This window comes from Anaerolactibacter massiliensis (genome assembly GCF_900290205.1).
Taxonomy (GTDB): domain Bacteria; phylum Bacillota_I; class Bacilli_A; order Erysipelotrichales; family Erysipelotrichaceae; genus Bulleidia; species Bulleidia intestinalis.
Map to the genome: position 1 here is coordinate 331,667 of NZ_OLMH01000001.1, position 18,184 is coordinate 349,850.

Below are 18,184 nucleotides of genomic sequence, written 5' to 3' on the forward strand. Positions count from 1 at the left end.
AGCCACCTTCAGAATCTCGCCTTTATCAGAGCCGGCTTTCTCATCTATCAGCTGTTTATAGAATTTCACTTTCCTCACCTCTGCTGATAATCAGGTTCATTGGTTCAATCTTCTTGTACATGTGCAGTTTGTTGCCCATCGAATCAAGCACATCTTCGCTGCAATCTGCATATCTGAAGATAAACACATCGCCAACATAACCTTGCTTCAGAACGCCAAGGTTTCTGAGGTGAAAATTCTCTGCTGGAGCCCTGGTAACCTTATCGACCGCAAGGCTAAGCGTTTCGCCGCAGTTGATCAGCTTTGATACACAAAGGACATTGCTGTAAACCGGTCCGTTATAGTTTCTCTTATGAAGATCAGATGAGATCGTATCGCAATCAAACCCAAGCTCTAATGCTTTCTGATAGGTACTGAAGCAGAAGCTCTCTTCCCCGTGGCCGACATCAAACTTTACTCCTCTTTTCCTTGCAGCTACTGCTTCAGGAAGAATCTGTCCATTCTGAATCAATCCGCCAGGTTTTCCATGGTAAGCATGCGTGATACTGTCGCCGCTTTGCAGACAGTCGAGAACTTCTGTTAATGCCGGAGGATAATGCCCGACATGAACAAGAACCGGGATCCCTAATTCATGTGCCAGATCAGCGGTAAGACGGATCGGCGTAATACCCATCTTCCCTACAACTGACTGCGATGCTCTTGCTTTTAATCCCACGATCGTATCCGGATACTTCTTTACCAGTTTTCTGACGCCATCAGGATCAAGTTTTTCAAGACTATCAAGTTCATGTCCTACTTCTATCCCGCGCTTAGATAAATTCAGCAAAGAGAACACTTTGGTTTTTGCTTTATCAATGTAGTTTGTCTTAAAGTCTTCAAAAGTTTCCGGCCCGGCAGTACCTGCATCAAAGATTGTGCTTGACCAGCGCTGAATACCAAGTGTGTCAGGATCCATGCCAAGCTTCCCGATCGGATAACAATGTGTATGAATATCGATAAATCCGGGACTGACGAAATTACTCTGAGCATCGATTACAGTTTCAGCTCTCGTTTCATCTATCTGCTTGGAAATTTCCTCGATCACACCGTTTCTGATCAGAATATCTCCATCAAGAATGTGATCATTTTTGGTGTCGACCATCAGCCGTCCATTTTTTACCAGTACACTTTTCATATCAGTTTCCCCTCAGTATATAAACGTAGAATGCTACCCTTTCTCCTTCACTGATCTGCACGCCTAACACTTGTTCCGTCTTCTTGAAGAAGCCATCCATTAATGCTGTAATTTCCGGGTATTTTTTCCTGTAACTCAACAGTTGCTTTCCTGCCATATCATTTGCTTCCTCATCCGGAGAACACCATCTCGGGATTGCAAAGATCAGGTGAATCAGCAAGGCATTGATTACTTCCGTACTCAGATGGAATTCATTCGGAAGATCATTCAAAGTGTCAATTAACGCAAGCAATGCAGCTCCGATGCTCTCTGAGGCTTTTTTCAATTCACCTGAATCAATTGCTGGATTCAATGCGCCGGTTTCAAGAGGAGCATTTTTCGGATGAATTCCGCCATGGACATAGGAATCGATCAGATCAAGATCCAGGTCATTCAGCATAGCCGTCACTACAACCACCGGAATAGAGGCTTCCCGTATCGGAACAGTCGAAATGATGAAGTCAGCCCCTTTGGTATCAGATAGGGCATGATAGGCACTGTCTAAGCCAACTATCTCAAGATCCGGGAACCGATCAGCAATCTTTGAAGCAAAAACACTGGATAACCCTTTCCCGGTAGCACATACCACTAATACTTTTTTCGATTCATGAGGCTTATGCTGCGTATCCTGATAGATATAAATTGCAACATAGCTGACTTCACTTTCACTCAGTTCATGACCACCGCAGAACTTCCATCCTTGGGCAGCATCTTTCGCAATTTCGAAGGCTTCCCGATAGTTTGTTTTGATGTTTATCAGCATCGGATTTTCCGGAGGTTCGATTCCATATACCAGGCATTTCGCAAGCTGATTCAGGTGTCTCTTCAGATCTCTGGATAGGTCTGATTTTGACAGCCAGACATCTCTTTTTCGACATTCTTGTTCAATCCGATCAATCAAGCCATCCGTTTCTTCTGCTGTCTTCTGCTGAAGAATCCCATCTTCTGACACCACAACTCCGCAATGGATCATGTGGCGAACCATGCATGCAAGCTCTTTGCCGTTAGATTCAATTCCGAGTTCTTTTAAAAGGAAAGCGGCATAAAGAGTTTCATCATGATCCAGGAATTTTGTATCATAAGTGGTGCCTGAGTTTTTTTTACGGATCAGAGAAACCTCGCAATAGGAAGTCAGGTCACGAAACCCTTTTGCAGTAATCCATACATCAAATGCCTCGTTCGCCTTTTTTACAGCATCATTGACTCCTTGTCTCTCATCATCTGAAAGCGTGAAGCTCTGAAATAAAATGGAAGAATACTGAATCGCTTTTTCCCGAAGGAAATATTCATCGCCGCTGAGCCTTACTCCCTTTCTGCCGAATTCGAAGTTTATCCCGGCATGCTGCGAATTGAAATCTTTCAGTGATTTATTCAGCGTTCCTTTTGAACTGTTCACTTTCAGAGTCAGACTATCTAATGTTTCGTATCCCCCTTTCCCGAATAGGAGACAGAAGCTCTTAGCCGCCAGATCTTCATTGATAATCTGTTCATCATTCAGTTTGCCTGAGTTAAGCAGATTGATGCATTCTGGGATCTGAGTCGCTATTATGTAATATCCATCTCCGCTCTTGCTCTCAAGACAAATGCCGTATTCAGCAAGCTCCTCGCGAATAGTCTTGATATCATAACGAATGCTTCGTTCGCTTTTGCCGAATTCAGCAATTAATTCATTGAGAGCGACAGGATCTCGTGATTCAAGAATCCTGTTCAAAATTTCTATCTGCCTTCTTTTCAACTTCTTTTTCCTTTGTCTAAAGTTTAATGGCCGTCCATCAGAATAAGCATTCAGGATTCTTGCAGTACACTTTATTTTTCTGCAAAATCCATATCTAATCTAGAGGATCAGGAATGATCGGAATCAATCTGCCAGGCAGCTGCCGGAAGAAGGTGATCAGATCACCGGCCTTCGTGAATTCTCTTCAGAACTTCCAGAATCTCATCGAGATCTTTTACTGAGGCAAGCGGTCTGGGATCGACTGCAAGAGATCCTTGCTTTGCCATATGATCGCGAAGATAGATTTTCGGGTTCTCTTCATGAAGACGTTTATTCAGCTCAACTGCATCAATTCCATATTCTTCTTTTTTCACTGTGATCTTGGAGCGGAAAATCTGACGACCTGCTTCATCCTGAATAATGGAAGCGCTCAGCCCTGGGATCTTAGCAATTTTCTCATTGAATGCCTTAAGATCATCGGTAGAAACAATTGGCTTATAACCACCGTTCTTCTGATATGCAGTCACCGCGGCAAGCAAGCCCATGCAGTTTTCTTTGCCGATCTTCATCACTCTGCCTATTCCTTTATACTGAAGACGCATCGCTTCTGCATACTCGTGAGTTTGGCATTCAACAAAACCGGATGTGCATCCGCTTACTGCTTTCGCTCCTGAATAGCAGACAAAGGTTGCTCCCATCTTGTAATATCTTTCAAGATCTTCTTCTGCACTTGCATCAACAATGATCGGAAGATTATTCTTTTTTGCAATCGCAATCATCTCTTCCGGCCTTAACATGTTTTTCTGGACGCAATGGTGGCTCTTCACGAAGAATAGCGCAAGTGTATTCTCGTTAATTGCATTTTCTACATCTGAAGCAGTGGAGCCATTGGAAAACCCTGCTTCGACTACTTTGCCCCCGCCGGTTTCAATCATGAGCTGGATCGGAGCACCGAAGTCAATATTCTGTCCGCGGAGCAGAATGACCTCGCGCTTTGAGGTCTTTGCAGCAGTCTGAGTAAGTGTTTTGACTTTAGCAATATCATTTCCGCAGATCAGCGACGCTACAGCAAGAGCGATTCCTGCTGAAGCAGACTCCGTTGGGCATACATCTTCACAATGAAGCACTTCTGCAAGTCTTGCACCAACTGTGCGATAAAGATCATCAATCACGACATAGTTCTGAGCTGCTTCTTTCATTACAGCAGCAACATCGTCACTGATAGTTGATACTCCAAGTGCGGTCATTCTTCCATCTGCATTAATGACAGGTGAAAGGCCATATTGTTTGTAAATATTATCCATACTTCCTCCCTGACGTAGTTCATCATCATCTGATTCAAGGAAAGGTTCAACATCCGAAAACTGCAGAAAAAATCTACTTCTGCAATTTTCAATAACTCTTTACTGGTCGCAGACGATATATGGTTTTCCTGGAAAACTGGTTTCATTCAGCAGGATCTGAACAAAACCAGTTTTCATAAGTCAAGTTTTCGAATACTAAAATCTCGAAATAATATCAGGAGGATCTGAAAACATGAATCATCTGAAAATATACAGACGCTTGCTTCCGCTTGTGACTTTTCAGAACTTAGAAGATTGCAAGCCTTTGGCATCTGTTCTTATTCATGCGGGAATCCCACAGCTTGAAATTGCCTTTCGCTCAGAATATGCAGCAGATGCGATCAGAATTATTTCTGAAATTGATGGCATTCAGGTAGGAGCCGGAACCGTTCTGACTAATCATCAGGCAGAAGAAGCAATTGCAGCAGGAGCTTCATTTCTGATTTCTCCAGGTTTTTCAGAAGATGTGGCAAAAACCGCGATCAGAAAGAACGTCGAATACTTTCCCGGCGTCGTAACCCCCGGCGAAGTAATGAAAGCAAGTGAATATGGTTTTCAGACTCTGAAGTTCTTTCCAGCGGAAAGCTATGGGGGTCTGAAAACAATTCAATCTCTTCATGGTCCCTTTCCGAATATCACATTTATTCCCACGGGAGGAATTAATTTAGACAATTACAAGTCTTATCTGAAACAAAGCTACATTGCTGCAGTAGGAGGATCTTTTATCATTCCAGAAGAATTCCTCAATTCCAGAAACTGGACCGGGCTTGAGTCATATATCAGATCACTGTAATTGCGTATAGCTGTTTCATTGACAATACCACAGGTGAATCTTGAAGATTTCTTGTAAACTGTTACCAATGCAGAACAGGCGAAAAGATCTGGCGTGAACATCTTTTGCAGGAGTGTCCATCCTGGTATTCCTTCATGCAGGAATGTTCTAAAATACTGATATAGGAGCAGTTTGTCTATGATCATTCAGGAAGAAGCGATGCAGATCATCCGGACTGCATTGCATGAAGCAAGACCGGATGAAGCAGTGAAACGGGCATTGAAGGAACTTCCGGACGTATCCGGAAGAATCATTCTGGTTGCCTTCGGAAAAGCAGCCTGGTCTATGTCGGAAGCAGCAGAGAGCGTGCTTCAGGATCGCATCAGCGAAGGTATCTGCATCACGAAGTACGGACATGTGCAGAAAGAGATTCCGCAGGTACAATGCTATGAGGCAGGTCATCCGGTCCCGGATGAGAACAGCTTTTCTGCCACCAGAAAAGCAGAACAGCTGGTCAGCGGTCTGAAACCGGAAGATCTGGTACTGCTTCTGGTTTCCGGAGGAGGCAGTGCACTGTTTGAAGATCCGCTGATTTCGCCGGAAGAACTGCAGGATATCACAAAACAGCTGCTTGCCTGCGGAGCAGATATTACAGAGATCAATATCATCCGCAAGCGCCTTTCTGACGTGAAGGGCGGGAAGTTTGCTGAGAAGTGCAGACCGGCAAGAGTCTTCTCGATCGTGCTTTCTGATATCATCGGCGATCCGCTGGATTCGATCGCTTCCGGACCTGCATATCCGGATTCGCATACGTGTGAGGAAGCACTTGCCATTGCAAAGAAATATGCGCTGAATCTGTCTAAGAAAGCATGGAGTCTTCTGGAGGTCGAGACGCCGAAGAAGCTGGATTATGTGGAGACCAGGATTACCGGCAGCGTGAAGCAGCTGTGCAGAAGCGCAGAGAAGAAGTGCCGGGAACTTGGCTATGAGCCGGTTTTCCTGACTGCTTCGCTGAATTGCGAAGCAAAGGAGGCTGGAAGCTTCCTGGCATCTATTGCAAGAGATCATCAGAACATTGAGCGTTCGACAGCCTGGATTCTCGGCGGAGAGACGATTGTTCATCTGCATGGTTCGGGAAAAGGCGGAAGGAACCAGGAGCTGGTGCTTTCTGCAGCAGAAGGAATCCGTGACTGCAGAGATACCTGCATCTTCTCCATCGGCAGTGACGGAACGGATGGTCCTACGGATGCGGCAGGGGGAATTGCGGATGAGCATACGTGTGCGATGCTGAAGGAACAGGGTATTCTGATTCCGCAAGTGCTTGCGGAGAATGACAGCTACCATGCCCTGAAGAAAGCGGGCGGTCTTGTGATTACAGGACCTACAGGGACCAATGTCAATGATCTGACCGTTCTTCTGATCCGGAGGCAGGCATCATGATCGGAACAGCAGGAGAATACCGGATCTTCCGGGTTTCAAAGGGAACGAGAATTGAGAAGGATGTGGAAACGGATCTCGGCAAGCGGGAAGATCTGTGCAGAGAGGCAGTATCCAGGAAGCTTCCGGTATATGCAGTCTATCTGAAGGAAAACCTGAAGGCATGTTATGCATTCCAGGCAGAAGACCATCAGTATCAGTGCGGAAAAGAGTGGACCGCCGAGAGAATTCCTTCCAGGATCCAGGCAGAAATTGATCTCTGCATCTGCAGAGATCTGATCTCAGTTCTGGCATGGAAGAGCGGGTGGAGTGCAGAGTTCCATGGTCATATGGTGACTGTGAAGCGCAGTGCACTCATGATTCAGATCTTAGAAGGCATCTGCTTCGGAGCAGTGATGGGATTGATTCTGTGGCTGGCACTGAAGAAGGTGAATGTTTCTGCATTGATGGGATGTGCGTGGGCTGCAGCAAACATCATTCTGTTTCTGAATCATGAGATTGAGAAACAGAAGAATTCGTATCAGTTTCCGGTTTCATGAAAGAAAACCAGCTCACTCGCTGGCTTTCTCGTTTTCTGCCTGTTCGCGCAGATGATCAATGACCTGGTCTCTGGCCAGGGCAAGATGCCTGGAATTGACTTTGCAGGCGTCTTTTTTTCTGCCGTTCAGAAGATTCTCGAGGATCTCGGAATGTTCCTGCTCGGATTCATCGAACCGCTTCTTGCTGGTAAGAGAAATGATGCGGAACTGATGATTCTGGTTTTCTGCTTTCTCATAGAGCGCGGTCATGAGATCATTGGAATTCATCTCAACGATCTGATGATGGAACTGTGCATCAAGACGGATATATGCTTCGAGGTCTCCGCTCTTATGCAGTTTCTGAAATTGTCTGATTTCGTCTTCGAGTTCTTTCTGATGTGAAAGGATGACTTCGGAATCCGTGTGGATCATTGCGTAGTTCTCAATGGCTTCCCGGACTTCGAAGATGTTCTCGATATCCTTCGGCGTATAGGTTCTGACGAAGATGCCTTTATTTGGGGTGACGGTAGCGATGCCGTCCGCTGCTAACATGCGAAGAGCTTCGCGCACCGGAGAGCGGCTGATGCCGAGTTCTTCGGCAATCGTCTTTTCCTGCAGCCACGTTCCGGATGGATAGCGGCCGGAAAAAATATCTTCTTTGATGATTTCGTAAGCCTGCTGGCTGATGGTTGTGATCTGTTTCATAAGCTACAAGGATATGATACACCAAAGGAAACGAAAACTGCATGGATGCTTCCTGAGAAAAGCATCCATGCAGTCCGGGTGAAACTCAGTGTATGAAGAGACTCAGGATGATCAGCAGCACGGAACCGAATAACGGCACCAGGATTGTGCTGATGGTCCAGGTCTTCAGAGAGGTGTTGATATCCAGCCCTGAGAAGTTCGTTACTACATGGAAGTAGGAGTCATTCAGGAAGGACGGGCACATCGTAGTAAGGCAGAGAGCCATTCCGGCAAGATACGGATTGATGCTCAGAGTACCAAGCATCGGAGCGATGATTGCCGAACCGGTAATCATCGCAGTAGTTCCGGATCCCTGCGGGAATCTCATGATTGTTCCGATCAGGAGCGGTACCAGGATCGGAAGCACGCCTGCATTGACAATGCCCTGAGCCATGATCTGAGCAGCCCCGGTTGCTTTGACGACCGCACCGAGAGCTCCGCCAGCAGCAGTGATGAATACAATCGGGCCTGCATCTTTGAGGGCGTCGCCCATCATGCCCTGGATTTCCTTGTTTGTCTTGCCTTCGGTCAGGCAGAATGCACCGAGACATACGGAGAGGAATAATGCGATCACCGGATTGCCGAGGAAAGTGATGATCTGACCGAACATGGAAGTTTTCATTGCGGTCTGGGAAACGATCGTATTTGCGAGAATCAGGAATACCGGCAGCAGAAGAATCAGGAAGGAGATTCCGGCTCCAGGGAGTTTCTCTGTGGTGAGGAGTTCTTCGAAATCGTTGTTTTCCAGTTCCTTGCCGCTGTCAAGCTTCTTTGAAATCTTCTGCAGAACCGCATACTGTGCTTCCGTATACTTGCTCGGATCGATTTCTTCCGGCACTACGAACTTTCCTTCATACTTCTTTCCGTAATAGCGGAAGAGATACACAGAGAAGATGAACAGCGGAACTGAGAAGGCAAGACCGCAGAGAATGAAGATTCCAAGATCGATATTGATTCCTTCATTCTGGAAGGTCGAAACAACCGCCAGAGGTCCTGGGGTAGGCGGAACCATGAAGTGAGTAATATAGAGCCCCATTCCGAGAATGCCGCCCAGCTGAACCATGGACTTCTTGGTCAGACGGGAGAATTCCTTTGCCAGAGACGACAGGATGACGAAGCCGCTGTCGCAGAATACCGGAATGGAAACTACGAAACCGGTAAGGCCGAGCACGACATCAGCACGCTTGACGCCGACGACCTTGAGAATGCTGAGGGCCATGCGCTTTGCCGCACCGCTCTTCTCAAGGAAGATGCCCATGATGCAGCCAAGGCCGATCACGATGCCGATACTGGTCATCGTTCCGCCGAAGCCTGAGGTAACGGTGGAGATCGCAACGCTCAGAAGGCTGCCGCCCTCATTGCCGGTTCCGACCAGCAGTGCATTTCCGGAGAGAATGGCAATCAGAATTGCCGAAATAATCATTGCCGGGAATGGGTGAAGTCTTGTCTTGATAATCAGCACCATCATGATCACGATGCCGATGATCATCGCTAATACTGGATTCATAAATGATTCTATCCTCCTTGTTTTCGATCAGATGACCGGGCCGAGACAGTGAATATCGATGGCTGAGAAGTACTGGATCGCTTCGTTCTTGGTCATTTCTCCATTCAGGACGCGGACCAGCTTTGCGATCGCTTCTTCTCCGACCTGCTCAATTGTCTTTTCGCCGGTAATGATCAGTCCTGCATTCAGATCCATGTCGTTCTGCATCCGTTCATAAGTGTTCGGATTTCCGCAGATCTTGATTACAGGCATGCTCGGAAAGCCCTGCGGGGCACCTCTGCCGGTAGAGAAGCACATGAACTGTGCTCCGGTAGCTGCCATTCCGGTCAGGATCTCAGGTTCCCGCCCCGGTGTATCCTTGATCCACAGCCCCTTCTGAGTTGTGACATGTTCCGGATACTCCAGCACGCCCTGAATCGGGCGGCTTCCGCTTTTCACAATTGCGCCGAGACTCTTCTCTTCAATGGACGACAGACCGCCGGCAATATTGCCTGGCGTCGGCTGGCCCCTGCGCATATCGCAGCCGACACTCTTTGCCCGTGTCTCCATGTTGTTGACGATCTCATAGATCTTATCGGCGACCTGCTTGTTGACCGCTCTGCGGGCAAGCAGATGCTCGCCGCCGAGGAACTCGGTCGTTTCTCCGAAGATGACCGTTGCTCCAAGGTCTACCAGATGATCTGCCACATAGCCGATCACGCAGTTGCTGGCCATACCGCTCGTGGTATCGCTGGCGCCGCACTTGATCGCCATGACAATCTCACTCATATCTGCTTCGGTACGCTGCATGCCGGAGATCTCAATGACAAGCTTTCTGGCAATATCCGTACCGGCCTGAATTGCCTTGGAAACACCGCCGAGTTCCTGGATATGGATGATCTCTACCGGCTTTCCGGTTGCCTTCAGTTCCTTGTACATGCGTTCATGGTCGGTGCCCTCGCAGCCGAGAGAGACAATCAGAACTGCCCCGACATTCGGACTCTTGCCAAGGGAGATCAGCGTTTCCGTGACCCGATCAAGATCTGGCGGCAGCTGGCAGCATCCCTGATGATGCAGGTAGACAACGGTTCCTTGAACTTCATGGGCAATCGCATTCGCCACATCATTGGCACATGTCACCGACGGAATGATGGCAACATAATTTCTGGAACCCACAGACCCATCCGGTCTGCGATAGCCATACCATTTCATTCCTTTCTGCCTCCTTTTTCCCAGTCTCCTCTGCCGCGCATGCTTTCAAGATTATGCACATGCACGTATTCGCCTTTTACGATATCGGCACTTGCCATGCCAATCTCTTCTCCGTACTTGATGATCAGCTCGCCTTTATGAATCGGCTTCAGAGCGATCTTGTGGCCATACGGAATATCGCCGATGACCTTAACCTCTTCCATGTTTCCTCTCGGATCGCGTACTTCTACAACCATTCCGTCTGTGATGCCGTTTGCGAAGATCGTTGCGACATTATCTTTGTCATTGACCTTCAGGGCGATTTTCTTTTCTTCTGCCATGCTTACTTTCCCTCCGGTGCTACTGCCAGAACGCTGACGCCGTCCGGAATCACAACTACGCTGGCATCCTGGCCTTTCATTTCAAGCGCAATCTTCAGTGCTTCATCTGCAGACTTCGCAGGAATCATATTGCAAGCCCGGACTGTTTCCTCATCAAGCTTGGAAACCAGAATCATCTTGTGCTTATGCAGAATGCGGGCATAGATCTGCGGACACCACTGCTCCGGGATCGTTTCCTTGGAAGGAATCTTCGAGAGATACGCATCAATCTCTTCCGGCGTGCCCATGCGGATCAGCTCTGCAAAATGCGTTCCGCCCATGCCGTCCACACAGCTGCAGCACATGATGATAACTCCATCATCGCCTGCACATGCCTCAGCCGTTGCGACAGCTTTCGGACTCTGATACAGGTTCTGATCCAGCGGATAGCCGCCATTGGAAGTCACGACGATGTCACCGGTGATGCTTTCGCACTGGCTCCACTTGCGGATGAAGGCAACGCCCTCCGCATGTGCCTGCTCCAGATCGCCTGCCCATGCGGCAATGACTTTCTTCTCTGCATTCAATGCGACGTTCAGGATATACTGCACATTCACCATGCGGGCAGCTCTGACCATGTCTTCGTGAATCGGATTATGTTCGAGGACACCGGTCTTTGCATAAGGACTCGCAATGGCTTTGTAAGAATGATTCTCATTGACCGTCTCAGCCGAGCAGACACCAGGCAGTATGCTCTTTCTGCCGCCGGAGAAGCCGGCAAAAAAGTGAGGCTCAATAAACCCTTCGGTAATCAGCAGATCAGCCTCTGCCGCGAGCTTGTTGACATGGAACTCTGCTCCGGACGGAAGCACGCCCATCATCACGAACTGATCCGGTTCAAAAGCTTTGTTGACCACGATCTTCTCATGATCGACGATCTCATCGCCGAACATCCGGCGCTGTTCTTCTTCGGTGGTAGGCCGATGCAGACCAGTCGCAATCAGAATCGTGATATCCGCATCCGGATTACCTTTGCGGATTGCAGCAAGTTCCAGCGGAAGGGTGATCTTACTCGGGACTGCCCGGGTATGATCGCTGGTCACGATGACGACTTTCTTCTTGCCCTTGGCAAGTTCTTCCAGCTTCGGCGTTCCGATCGGATTGTCCATCGCTTCTTTCACGATTTCCGTTTCGGTCTTCTCTGTTCTGAATTCATGCATCTTGGCGCGGATTACTGCTTTCAGATTCTTTTCGTCAACATGCAGCTCCATATGGGAGGTGTAATACGGAATTTCAATGGTCTTCATGATTCCTCCTGATGTGTATGATGTATACAATCTACACATAGTAAAGCATTCGGAAGAATCAGTTTCAATATGTAAGGGGTTACACAAATCGGGATTGTGCAAACATCAGACTTCAAGTAATATGAAAAAACCTTTCATCAAGGCTTTTATGTCACATGCATAAATCATGGATGCAGGGAATGCAGGCATTTCTGAAGATCAGAAATCCAGTTACTTTCTCGGCAGATTCTCAAATCCGCTGATGATGAAGCTATCTATATTCTTCTTGTTGGCTGCCCATTCTTCGTCGCTGCGGCTGATCATGTGGCGGGTTGCATGCATGCAGCCATTCAGCTGGAAGTAGAGAAGACCTACCAGCTCACTGTCCGTGGAAGAAACCTTCTGATGCATGACTTCCAGATATTCTTTCCGGTTCATCGATACGAATTTGCGGATCACGGTATGAATGATGGCATCATCCGTGAAGAGGTTGCGGTACTCCGGATGGGAACGCACGAAAACACAGAGCGGGACTTTCTCAGCTGCCTTAAAGCCAAGCAGTTCTGTCTGCACGCCATCCACCTCTGAAAACAGCGTCTCCAGAACTTCGTCGAGAACCTCGGCGGTATTGCTGAAGTGCTTATAGAAACTGGTACGGCTGATTCCTGCTTCCTGGCACAGCATGGTCACGGTAATCTCAGAGAAATGATATTTCCGGATCAGCTGCAGGAAAGCTTTCTGTATTTTCTGATCGGTGTTCATTACCCTTATTATAGTTCGAAATCTGACTGCTGAATCACTCGTGGTTCTTGAGTACCCGATTCATACTGCCGCTATTGAATCCTTCCAGATCCATGGATACATAGGCAAATCCTGCCTGCTTCAGCACTTCAGCAGTTTCCTTACGCAGGGCTTCATCCTGGAAGCGATCCATCTCCTCCGGGAGCACTTCAATTCTGGCTAGGGATCCATGAACTCGGACACGCACCTGAGTGAATCCCTTCTTCAAAAGAAAGGTCTCTCCTGCTTCAACCATATGAAGCTTTTCTTCCGTGATTTCTTCTCCATAGGAAATCCGGGAAGCCAGGCAGGCAAACGATGGCTTGTTCCAGGTCGGAAGATGCTGTTCTTCAGAAAGGACTCGGATCTCCTGCTTATGAAGACCAGCTTCTTTCAGCGGACTGCGGATTCCGAGTTCTGCCAATGCCTTCAGTCCAGGCCGGTAGTCGCCGAGGTCATCCAGGTTCGTTCCTTCCATCACGCAGGCAAAGCCGTCTGCTTCTGCCTGGCTCTTCAGGGCAGAGAAGAGGGCGTGCTTGCAGAGATAGCAGCGGTCAGAGGGATTCTCTGAAACTCCTGGCACGCTCAGAATATCGAACTTGAGAAGTTTATGAGGAATTCCATCTTCCTTGCAGAAGGCAATGGCCTCCTCGTTCTCCCAGGAAGGGAAGAACGGAGATTCTGCGGTATACGCAATCATCCGGTCTTTCAGTACTTCGTGTGCTTCTTTCAGAAGATAAGTCGAATCTACTCCTCCGGAAAATGCGATGGCAGCACTGCCTGCTTCTTTCAGGATGCGATGAAGCTCGGCTCGTTTCTCTTCGGTATTCATTCTGCTTCGTCCTTTACTTCCCAGAGGGTCTTTCCGTTCTTCCGCGCAATCTCTGCAACATCGTCATACTCCATCTTGGACTTCTCAATTCCGTATCCGGAAGCATTCTTCTTCCGGATCGTTCCGTCTTTCACAAAGATCGGTTCCTGGCTGCGTTTCAGTACTGCCCGGTCCATCAGCTGATACCTCACTCCGAGGGTCGTCGTATAGCGGAAGATACATTGCAGAATCGTTTCCTCATCCTTCGGATGGCATAGCACGGATAAGAGATAAGCTGGTCGGTTTTTCTTCATGAAGATCGGAGTGATGAACACATCTCTCGCTCCAGCTTCAAATAACCGTTCCATCGCAAACCCGATCTCTTCGCCAGTCATGTCATCAATGTTGGTTTCGAGTTTCTCAATCTTCTGGTTCCTGCTTTCGGTCTGATCTTCACCAAGGAATGCCCGAACGCAATTAGCAGCTTCAAAGTCTTTTTCACCCATTCCGTAACCAGTCTGCTCAATGGTCATGATCGGTCTGGAACCAAAGGAAGACGCAAACGCCTTCAGCAATGCAGCACCGGTAGGGGTGCAGAGTTCTCCTCTGAACTTCTCCATGGAATAAGTCGGAATTCCTCTCAGCAGATATTCGGCCGCAGGAGCAGGGACCGGAACGATTCCATGCATGCAGCGGACTTCGCCATAGCCGGTATTGATCGGAGAGATGATCACCTGTTCTGCATGGATGGTATGCATCAATAGACAGACAGCAGTGATGTCCATGATGGCATCCTTCATGCCTACTTCATGGAAATGAATCTCTGATACGGGCATCTGATGGGCATGGCTTTCTGCCTCTGCAATCAGCTGATATACCTTCATCACATTGTCTTTCACTTCATCCCGCAGCGGGAATGAACGGACGGTATCTTCAATGGATTCCATCGAGGCATGATGATGTTCCTGTGCTTCGTTATGATGATCATGATCGGAATGGTCATGAACGTCATGGCTCTTCTCTTCTTCTCCATTTACGAGCACATGGAAATGCTTTCCGGCAATGCCGCACTTCGTGCTTGATTCCAGAGAAACAGAAACTCCTTCGAGGCCGAGGCTGTTGAGCTGATTCAGAATTTCATTCTGTTCTTGCTCGCTGAGCAGATCCAGCAGGGCACCCGCCAGCATATCTCCGGCCGCACCCATATTGCACTCCAGATACAACGTCTTCATTGATTGCCTCCCAGATATTTCGGATGATTGATCATGCTTGCCTGATAGGCAGCCCCGAATCCGTTATCGATATTCACGACACTTACTCCGCTCGCGCAGGAATTCAGCATGGACAGAAGTGCTGAGAGCCCGTGGAATGAAGCACCATAGCCGACACTGGTCGGGACTGCAATGACCGGACAATCCACCAGCCCGCCGATCACACTGGCAAGTGCTCCTTCCATGCCAGCCAATGCGATGACCGCATTTGCTGACATCAGAATATCCAGATTGCTTAACAGTCTGTGCAGTCCGGCAACGCCTACATCATAGAGACGAACTGTTTCATTGCCGAATGCCTCACACGTCAGCACTGCTTCTTCTGCAGCTTTCTGATCGCTTGTTCCGCCGGTTGCGACGACAATCTTTCCAAGTCCATCCGGCTCCGGAATTTCCCCGAATACTGCTGCTTCGGCAAGCTCATTGTAATGAATCTCATAGGGAGGATTGCTTGCGGCAATCAGGTCTTTCTTCTCCTGATTCATTCGTGTGACCAGAATGGTTTTCTGTCTATCCTGCCATGCGCGTTCTGCCAGCAGGCGGATCTGCTCTCCGGTCTTGCCTGCACCATAGATGACTTCTGCCTGTCCCTGTCTTAATGCCCGATGACGATCCAGCTTAGCAAAGCCAAGGTCTTCATAAGGCGCTTCTTTCAGTTTCAGCAGAACATCGTCTTCCGAGATTTCTCCTGCTTTATAAGTTTCCAGAAGCTGTTTCAGTTCTTTCTGATTCATGCCAGTCCTCCTTTGGTCCATCATAGATGATGGTATGAGATTCGCTGAGTTCGATGATCCGTTCCGGAATGAGACGGAGAAGTGTTTCATCATGACTTGAGATCAATAGGGTCTTTCCTGCATGCTTCCATTGTGTCAGGAAGCTGAGCATCCATTCTCTTGATTTCCGATCCAGTCCATTCAATGGTTCATCAAGAATCAGAACTTCCGGATTCATGGACAGCACACAGGCTAAGGCAGTCTTCTTCTGCTCTCCGCCGCTGAGATGATAAGGCGGTCTTGAAGCAAGATTCTCCAGTCCGATCATCTTCATGACATCATCAGTGCGTTTCTTTACTTCTGCTTGGGATAATCCGAGCTGTCTTGGCCCGAAGGCAATCTCTTCTTCTACGCTGCCGCAGAATAGCTGCACTTCAGGGTTCTGAAACACATAGCCGATGGAAGCGTGCAGTGTCCTTGCGACTTTCTGATTCTTCATGCTGGACGCATTGATTTCCTGGCCCAGGAAGGTCCAGGATCCATGATCCGGAAACAGAAGCCCGTTCAGAAGCTTCAGCAGGGTCGTCTTCCCGCATCCGTTGTCGCCAGCGATTCCGATGCATTCTCCCTTAGAGATAGAACAGGAAAGATCTGCCAGGGCAGGAATTTCTTCATAGTGATAGGAAACATGTTCCAGACGGATCAGTTCTTCGCTCATAAAGGCCTTTCTGAATAGAAAAACAGGAATACATAGAGAATCAGGATTGCTAAGAGGAATACGTCATAGCGATTCAGTTTCTCGGGCTTGCTGGAATGAATCGTGCCATCATACAGCCTGCACTCCATGGCATCAGAAGTCTGGTGACCGTAGTCTGCTGCCTTCAGAAACAGAGTTCCGAGAATTCCGGAAAAGCTTTTCTGATGATCTCTGCTTCTGGAGAGGTTTCTTAACTGCAGAGCAGTGAGCATTTCTTCTGCCTTTCTGCCGAGCAGCTCGATATAGCGCAGCGTCAGATCCAGAATGAATACCACAATGGAAGGAATATGAATCCGGTTCAGCGACGCAGTCAGCTGATTCCATGGCGAAGAAACCGAAACATAGGAAAGCATTCCGACCGACAGAAATACTTTGACGGTGATTGTGATAAATGCCATGGAACCGGAAAGAAAATATGCTGGGAACATTATCATGAATGACAGGAATGCAGCTCCGGCAGCACTTTCAATCACATCTTTCAGAATCTCAATCCGCTGAAAGCTCAGAAACAGTAAGAACGCGGCCGCGACGGTCAGCGTGAAATAGAAAGCCGGAGACAATGCGATCAGCAGAATCAGGACAAATGCCGCAAGCAGTTTGATGCCGGCATGGGCTTTCGTATCTGAAGATTGTTTATTGAGATCGATCTTCCGGAACAGACGGCAGAATTCCAGGAGGGAGTGCGTGAGAAAACCGTCCTGGCCTTTTACGGTCACAGGACGAGTCTCTTCTTTTATCCATTCCGGAAGAGAAGTACTCATTTCGAGTACGCAGGTTCCTTTCTGGTATTCGCTGCGAGGCGGAAGATGATGATCAGGAGGGCGACTCCGATCACAGCTGAGACGATATAGCCGAACGCATCCGGAAGACCGGAAACGGAATAATCCGGGAATAGAGTGCTGAGCTCAAATCCATTGGTCATGCCTGCAGGGGTATAGCCGAGGACAGTTCCTGCACTGGCATCTGAGGAAATCTCTTCTGCTCCCCATTCTCCCCATGCAGTTCCTTCCGCAAGGAGTCCCAGCGGGACGAGAACGATCAATGTACTTAATAATGCATAGAGCGGCTTCGTTTCGGAAACGGTGACAGAAGAATTCTTTACGAGGTCGGGGGACGTGCGGAGCACGAAGGCAAGCACGCCGGCTGTGAAGATGATTTCTGCTAATCCGAAGATCGTAAGGTGACCGATCATCATAGCCGGAATGGAAATAGAAAGACCATACGGGCAGTACAGAGCCTGGCCGGCAGTGTCATGGAATAATGCAGGCTGGATTCCGAACTCGATCGCTGCACAGAAGGCGGCAGCGTTGATGCCGGCATAGGAACCAAGTCCTGCCGCAAAGAGCCTGCGCTTCTGGCTGACTTCTCCTTTTGTCAGAGACTTATAGATGGCATAGCCGAGAAATGGCAGCACGAAGGCCATATTGAAGCAGTTTGCCCCGAAGGAAAGAATTCCCCCATCTCCGAACAGCAATGCCTGCAGGAGCAGAGCAACCGATACGGCAATACAGGCTGCTTCAGGTCCGAGCAGAATTGCAATGAGTGTTCCTCCCACCGCATGTCCGGTCGTTCCGCCAGGAAGCGGAACATTGAACATCATCGCCACAAATGAGAAAGCGGCGCCGACGCCGATCATGGAGACTTTTTCTTTCGGGAGTTCTGTTCTGACTTTTCTGACTGAGTGGATCCACACGGGTACCATGGCTGCAGTCATAACTGCGCAGGTGGAAGGACTGAGATAATTCTCCGGAATATGCATGATCTGTGTTCCCCTTTCATAGGCGCAAAAAGGCATGCACCATCATTCAGCGCATACCTTCGTGATATA

At 48.4% G+C, this 18,184-nt stretch carries 18 protein-coding genes; 3 read left to right on the plus strand and 15 right to left on the minus strand.

Features of this window, described 5'->3' with window-relative positions; genetic code table 11:
- Positions 1–55: 55 nt before the first annotated feature.
- From C7E00_RS01690 to C7E00_RS01700, 3 genes are all read right to left on the minus strand, one after another.
- A complete protein-coding gene (locus tag C7E00_RS01690; protein WP_105302631.1) occupies positions 56–1,174 on the minus strand; it encodes an amidohydrolase/deacetylase family metallohydrolase in 1,119 nt (372 codons plus the stop codon).
- A gap of 1 nt (position 1,175) precedes the next feature.
- On the minus strand, positions 1,176–2,948 hold the full coding sequence (locus tag C7E00_RS01695) for a BglG family transcription antiterminator (protein ID WP_105302632.1): 1,773 nt from the start codon (positions 2,946–2,948) through the stop codon (positions 1,176–1,178).
- A gap of 161 nt (positions 2,949–3,109) precedes the next feature.
- The gene (locus C7E00_RS01700; RefSeq protein WP_105302633.1) at positions 3,110–4,231 is read right to left on the minus strand and encodes a DgaE family pyridoxal phosphate-dependent ammonia lyase; all 1,122 of its coding nucleotides are present in this window, start codon (positions 4,229–4,231) and stop codon (positions 3,110–3,112) included.
- A gap of 232 nt (positions 4,232–4,463) precedes the next feature.
- Here C7E00_RS01700 and C7E00_RS01705 point away from each other — a divergent pair, with 232 nt between their 5' ends.
- The 3 genes from C7E00_RS01705 to C7E00_RS01715 all read left to right on the plus strand — a co-directional run bounded on the left by C7E00_RS01705 (position 4,464) and on the right by C7E00_RS01715 (position 7,018).
- The gene (locus C7E00_RS01705) at positions 4,464–5,063 is read left to right on the plus strand and encodes a bifunctional 4-hydroxy-2-oxoglutarate aldolase/2-dehydro-3-deoxy-phosphogluconate aldolase (protein WP_105302634.1); all 600 of its coding nucleotides are present in this window, start codon (positions 4,464–4,466) and stop codon (positions 5,061–5,063) included.
- 177 nt (positions 5,064–5,240) lie between these two features.
- Entirely contained in the window at positions 5,241–6,482 is a 1,242-nt protein-coding gene (locus C7E00_RS01710) for a glycerate kinase type-2 family protein (protein WP_105302635.1), read from the plus strand.
- Positions 6,479–7,018: a hypothetical protein gene (locus tag C7E00_RS01715; protein ID WP_105302636.1), complete on the plus strand. Its 540-nt coding sequence runs from the start codon at positions 6,479–6,481 to the stop codon at positions 7,016–7,018. The genes C7E00_RS01710 and C7E00_RS01715 overlap by 4 nt, the downstream gene beginning before the upstream one ends.
- Before the next feature lie 12 nt (positions 7,019–7,030).
- Here C7E00_RS01715 and C7E00_RS01720 read toward each other — a convergent pair whose 3' ends face one another.
- From C7E00_RS01720 to cbiM, 12 genes are all read right to left on the minus strand, one after another.
- Positions 7,031–7,702, minus strand: coding sequence for a GntR family transcriptional regulator (locus tag C7E00_RS01720; RefSeq protein ID WP_105302637.1), 672 nt, complete (start codon positions 7,700–7,702; stop codon positions 7,031–7,033).
- Between the two features lie 85 nt (positions 7,703–7,787).
- Complete coding sequence (locus C7E00_RS01725; protein WP_105302638.1) at positions 7,788–9,248, minus strand: GntP family permease; 1,461 nt, start codon at positions 9,246–9,248, stop codon at positions 7,788–7,790.
- A 27-nt stretch (positions 9,249–9,275) separates the two neighbouring features.
- Positions 9,276–10,439: a UxaA family hydrolase gene (locus C7E00_RS01730; protein WP_105302639.1), complete on the minus strand. Its 1,164-nt coding sequence runs from the start codon at positions 10,437–10,439 to the stop codon at positions 9,276–9,278.
- Entirely contained in the window at positions 10,436–10,759 is a 324-nt protein-coding gene (locus tag C7E00_RS01735) for a UxaA family hydrolase (RefSeq protein WP_105302640.1), read from the minus strand. The genes C7E00_RS01730 and C7E00_RS01735 overlap by 4 nt, the downstream gene beginning before the upstream one ends.
- A gap of 2 nt (positions 10,760–10,761) precedes the next feature.
- A complete protein-coding gene (gene larA, locus C7E00_RS01740) occupies positions 10,762–12,045 on the minus strand; it encodes a nickel-dependent lactate racemase (RefSeq protein WP_105302641.1) in 1,284 nt (427 codons plus the stop codon).
- 210 nt (positions 12,046–12,255) lie between these two features.
- Complete coding sequence (locus C7E00_RS01745; RefSeq protein ID WP_105302642.1) at positions 12,256–12,786, minus strand: TetR/AcrR family transcriptional regulator; 531 nt, start codon at positions 12,784–12,786, stop codon at positions 12,256–12,258.
- Positions 12,787–12,820: 34 nt separating this feature from the next.
- Entirely contained in the window at positions 12,821–13,636 is an 816-nt protein-coding gene (gene larE, locus C7E00_RS01750) for an ATP-dependent sacrificial sulfur transferase LarE (protein ID WP_105302643.1), read from the minus strand.
- The gene (gene larC, locus C7E00_RS01755; protein WP_105302644.1) at positions 13,633–14,847 is read right to left on the minus strand and encodes a nickel pincer cofactor biosynthesis protein LarC; all 1,215 of its coding nucleotides are present in this window, start codon (positions 14,845–14,847) and stop codon (positions 13,633–13,635) included. Before larC ends, larE begins: the two co-directional genes overlap by 4 nt.
- Positions 14,844–15,620, minus strand: coding sequence for a nickel pincer cofactor biosynthesis protein LarB (gene larB, locus C7E00_RS01760; protein WP_105302645.1), 777 nt, complete (start codon positions 15,618–15,620; stop codon positions 14,844–14,846). Before larB ends, larC begins: the two co-directional genes overlap by 4 nt.
- On the minus strand, positions 15,580–16,317 hold the full coding sequence (locus C7E00_RS01765) for an energy-coupling factor ABC transporter ATP-binding protein (RefSeq protein ID WP_204378536.1): 738 nt from the start codon (positions 16,315–16,317) through the stop codon (positions 15,580–15,582). The genes larB and C7E00_RS01765 overlap by 41 nt, the downstream gene beginning before the upstream one ends.
- Positions 16,314–17,117 (minus strand): energy-coupling factor transporter transmembrane component T family protein, encoded by an 804-nt coding sequence (locus tag C7E00_RS01770; RefSeq protein ID WP_105302646.1) that lies wholly within the window; start codon positions 17,115–17,117, stop codon positions 16,314–16,316. The genes C7E00_RS01765 and C7E00_RS01770 overlap by 4 nt, the downstream gene beginning before the upstream one ends.
- Positions 17,114–18,115 carry a cobalt transporter CbiM gene (gene cbiM, locus C7E00_RS01775; RefSeq protein ID WP_105302647.1) on the minus strand — a complete coding sequence of 334 codons (1,002 nt, stop codon included), beginning with the start codon at positions 18,113–18,115 and terminating at the stop codon, positions 17,114–17,116. Before cbiM ends, C7E00_RS01770 begins: the two co-directional genes overlap by 4 nt.
- Positions 18,116–18,184 lie beyond the last annotated feature (69 nt).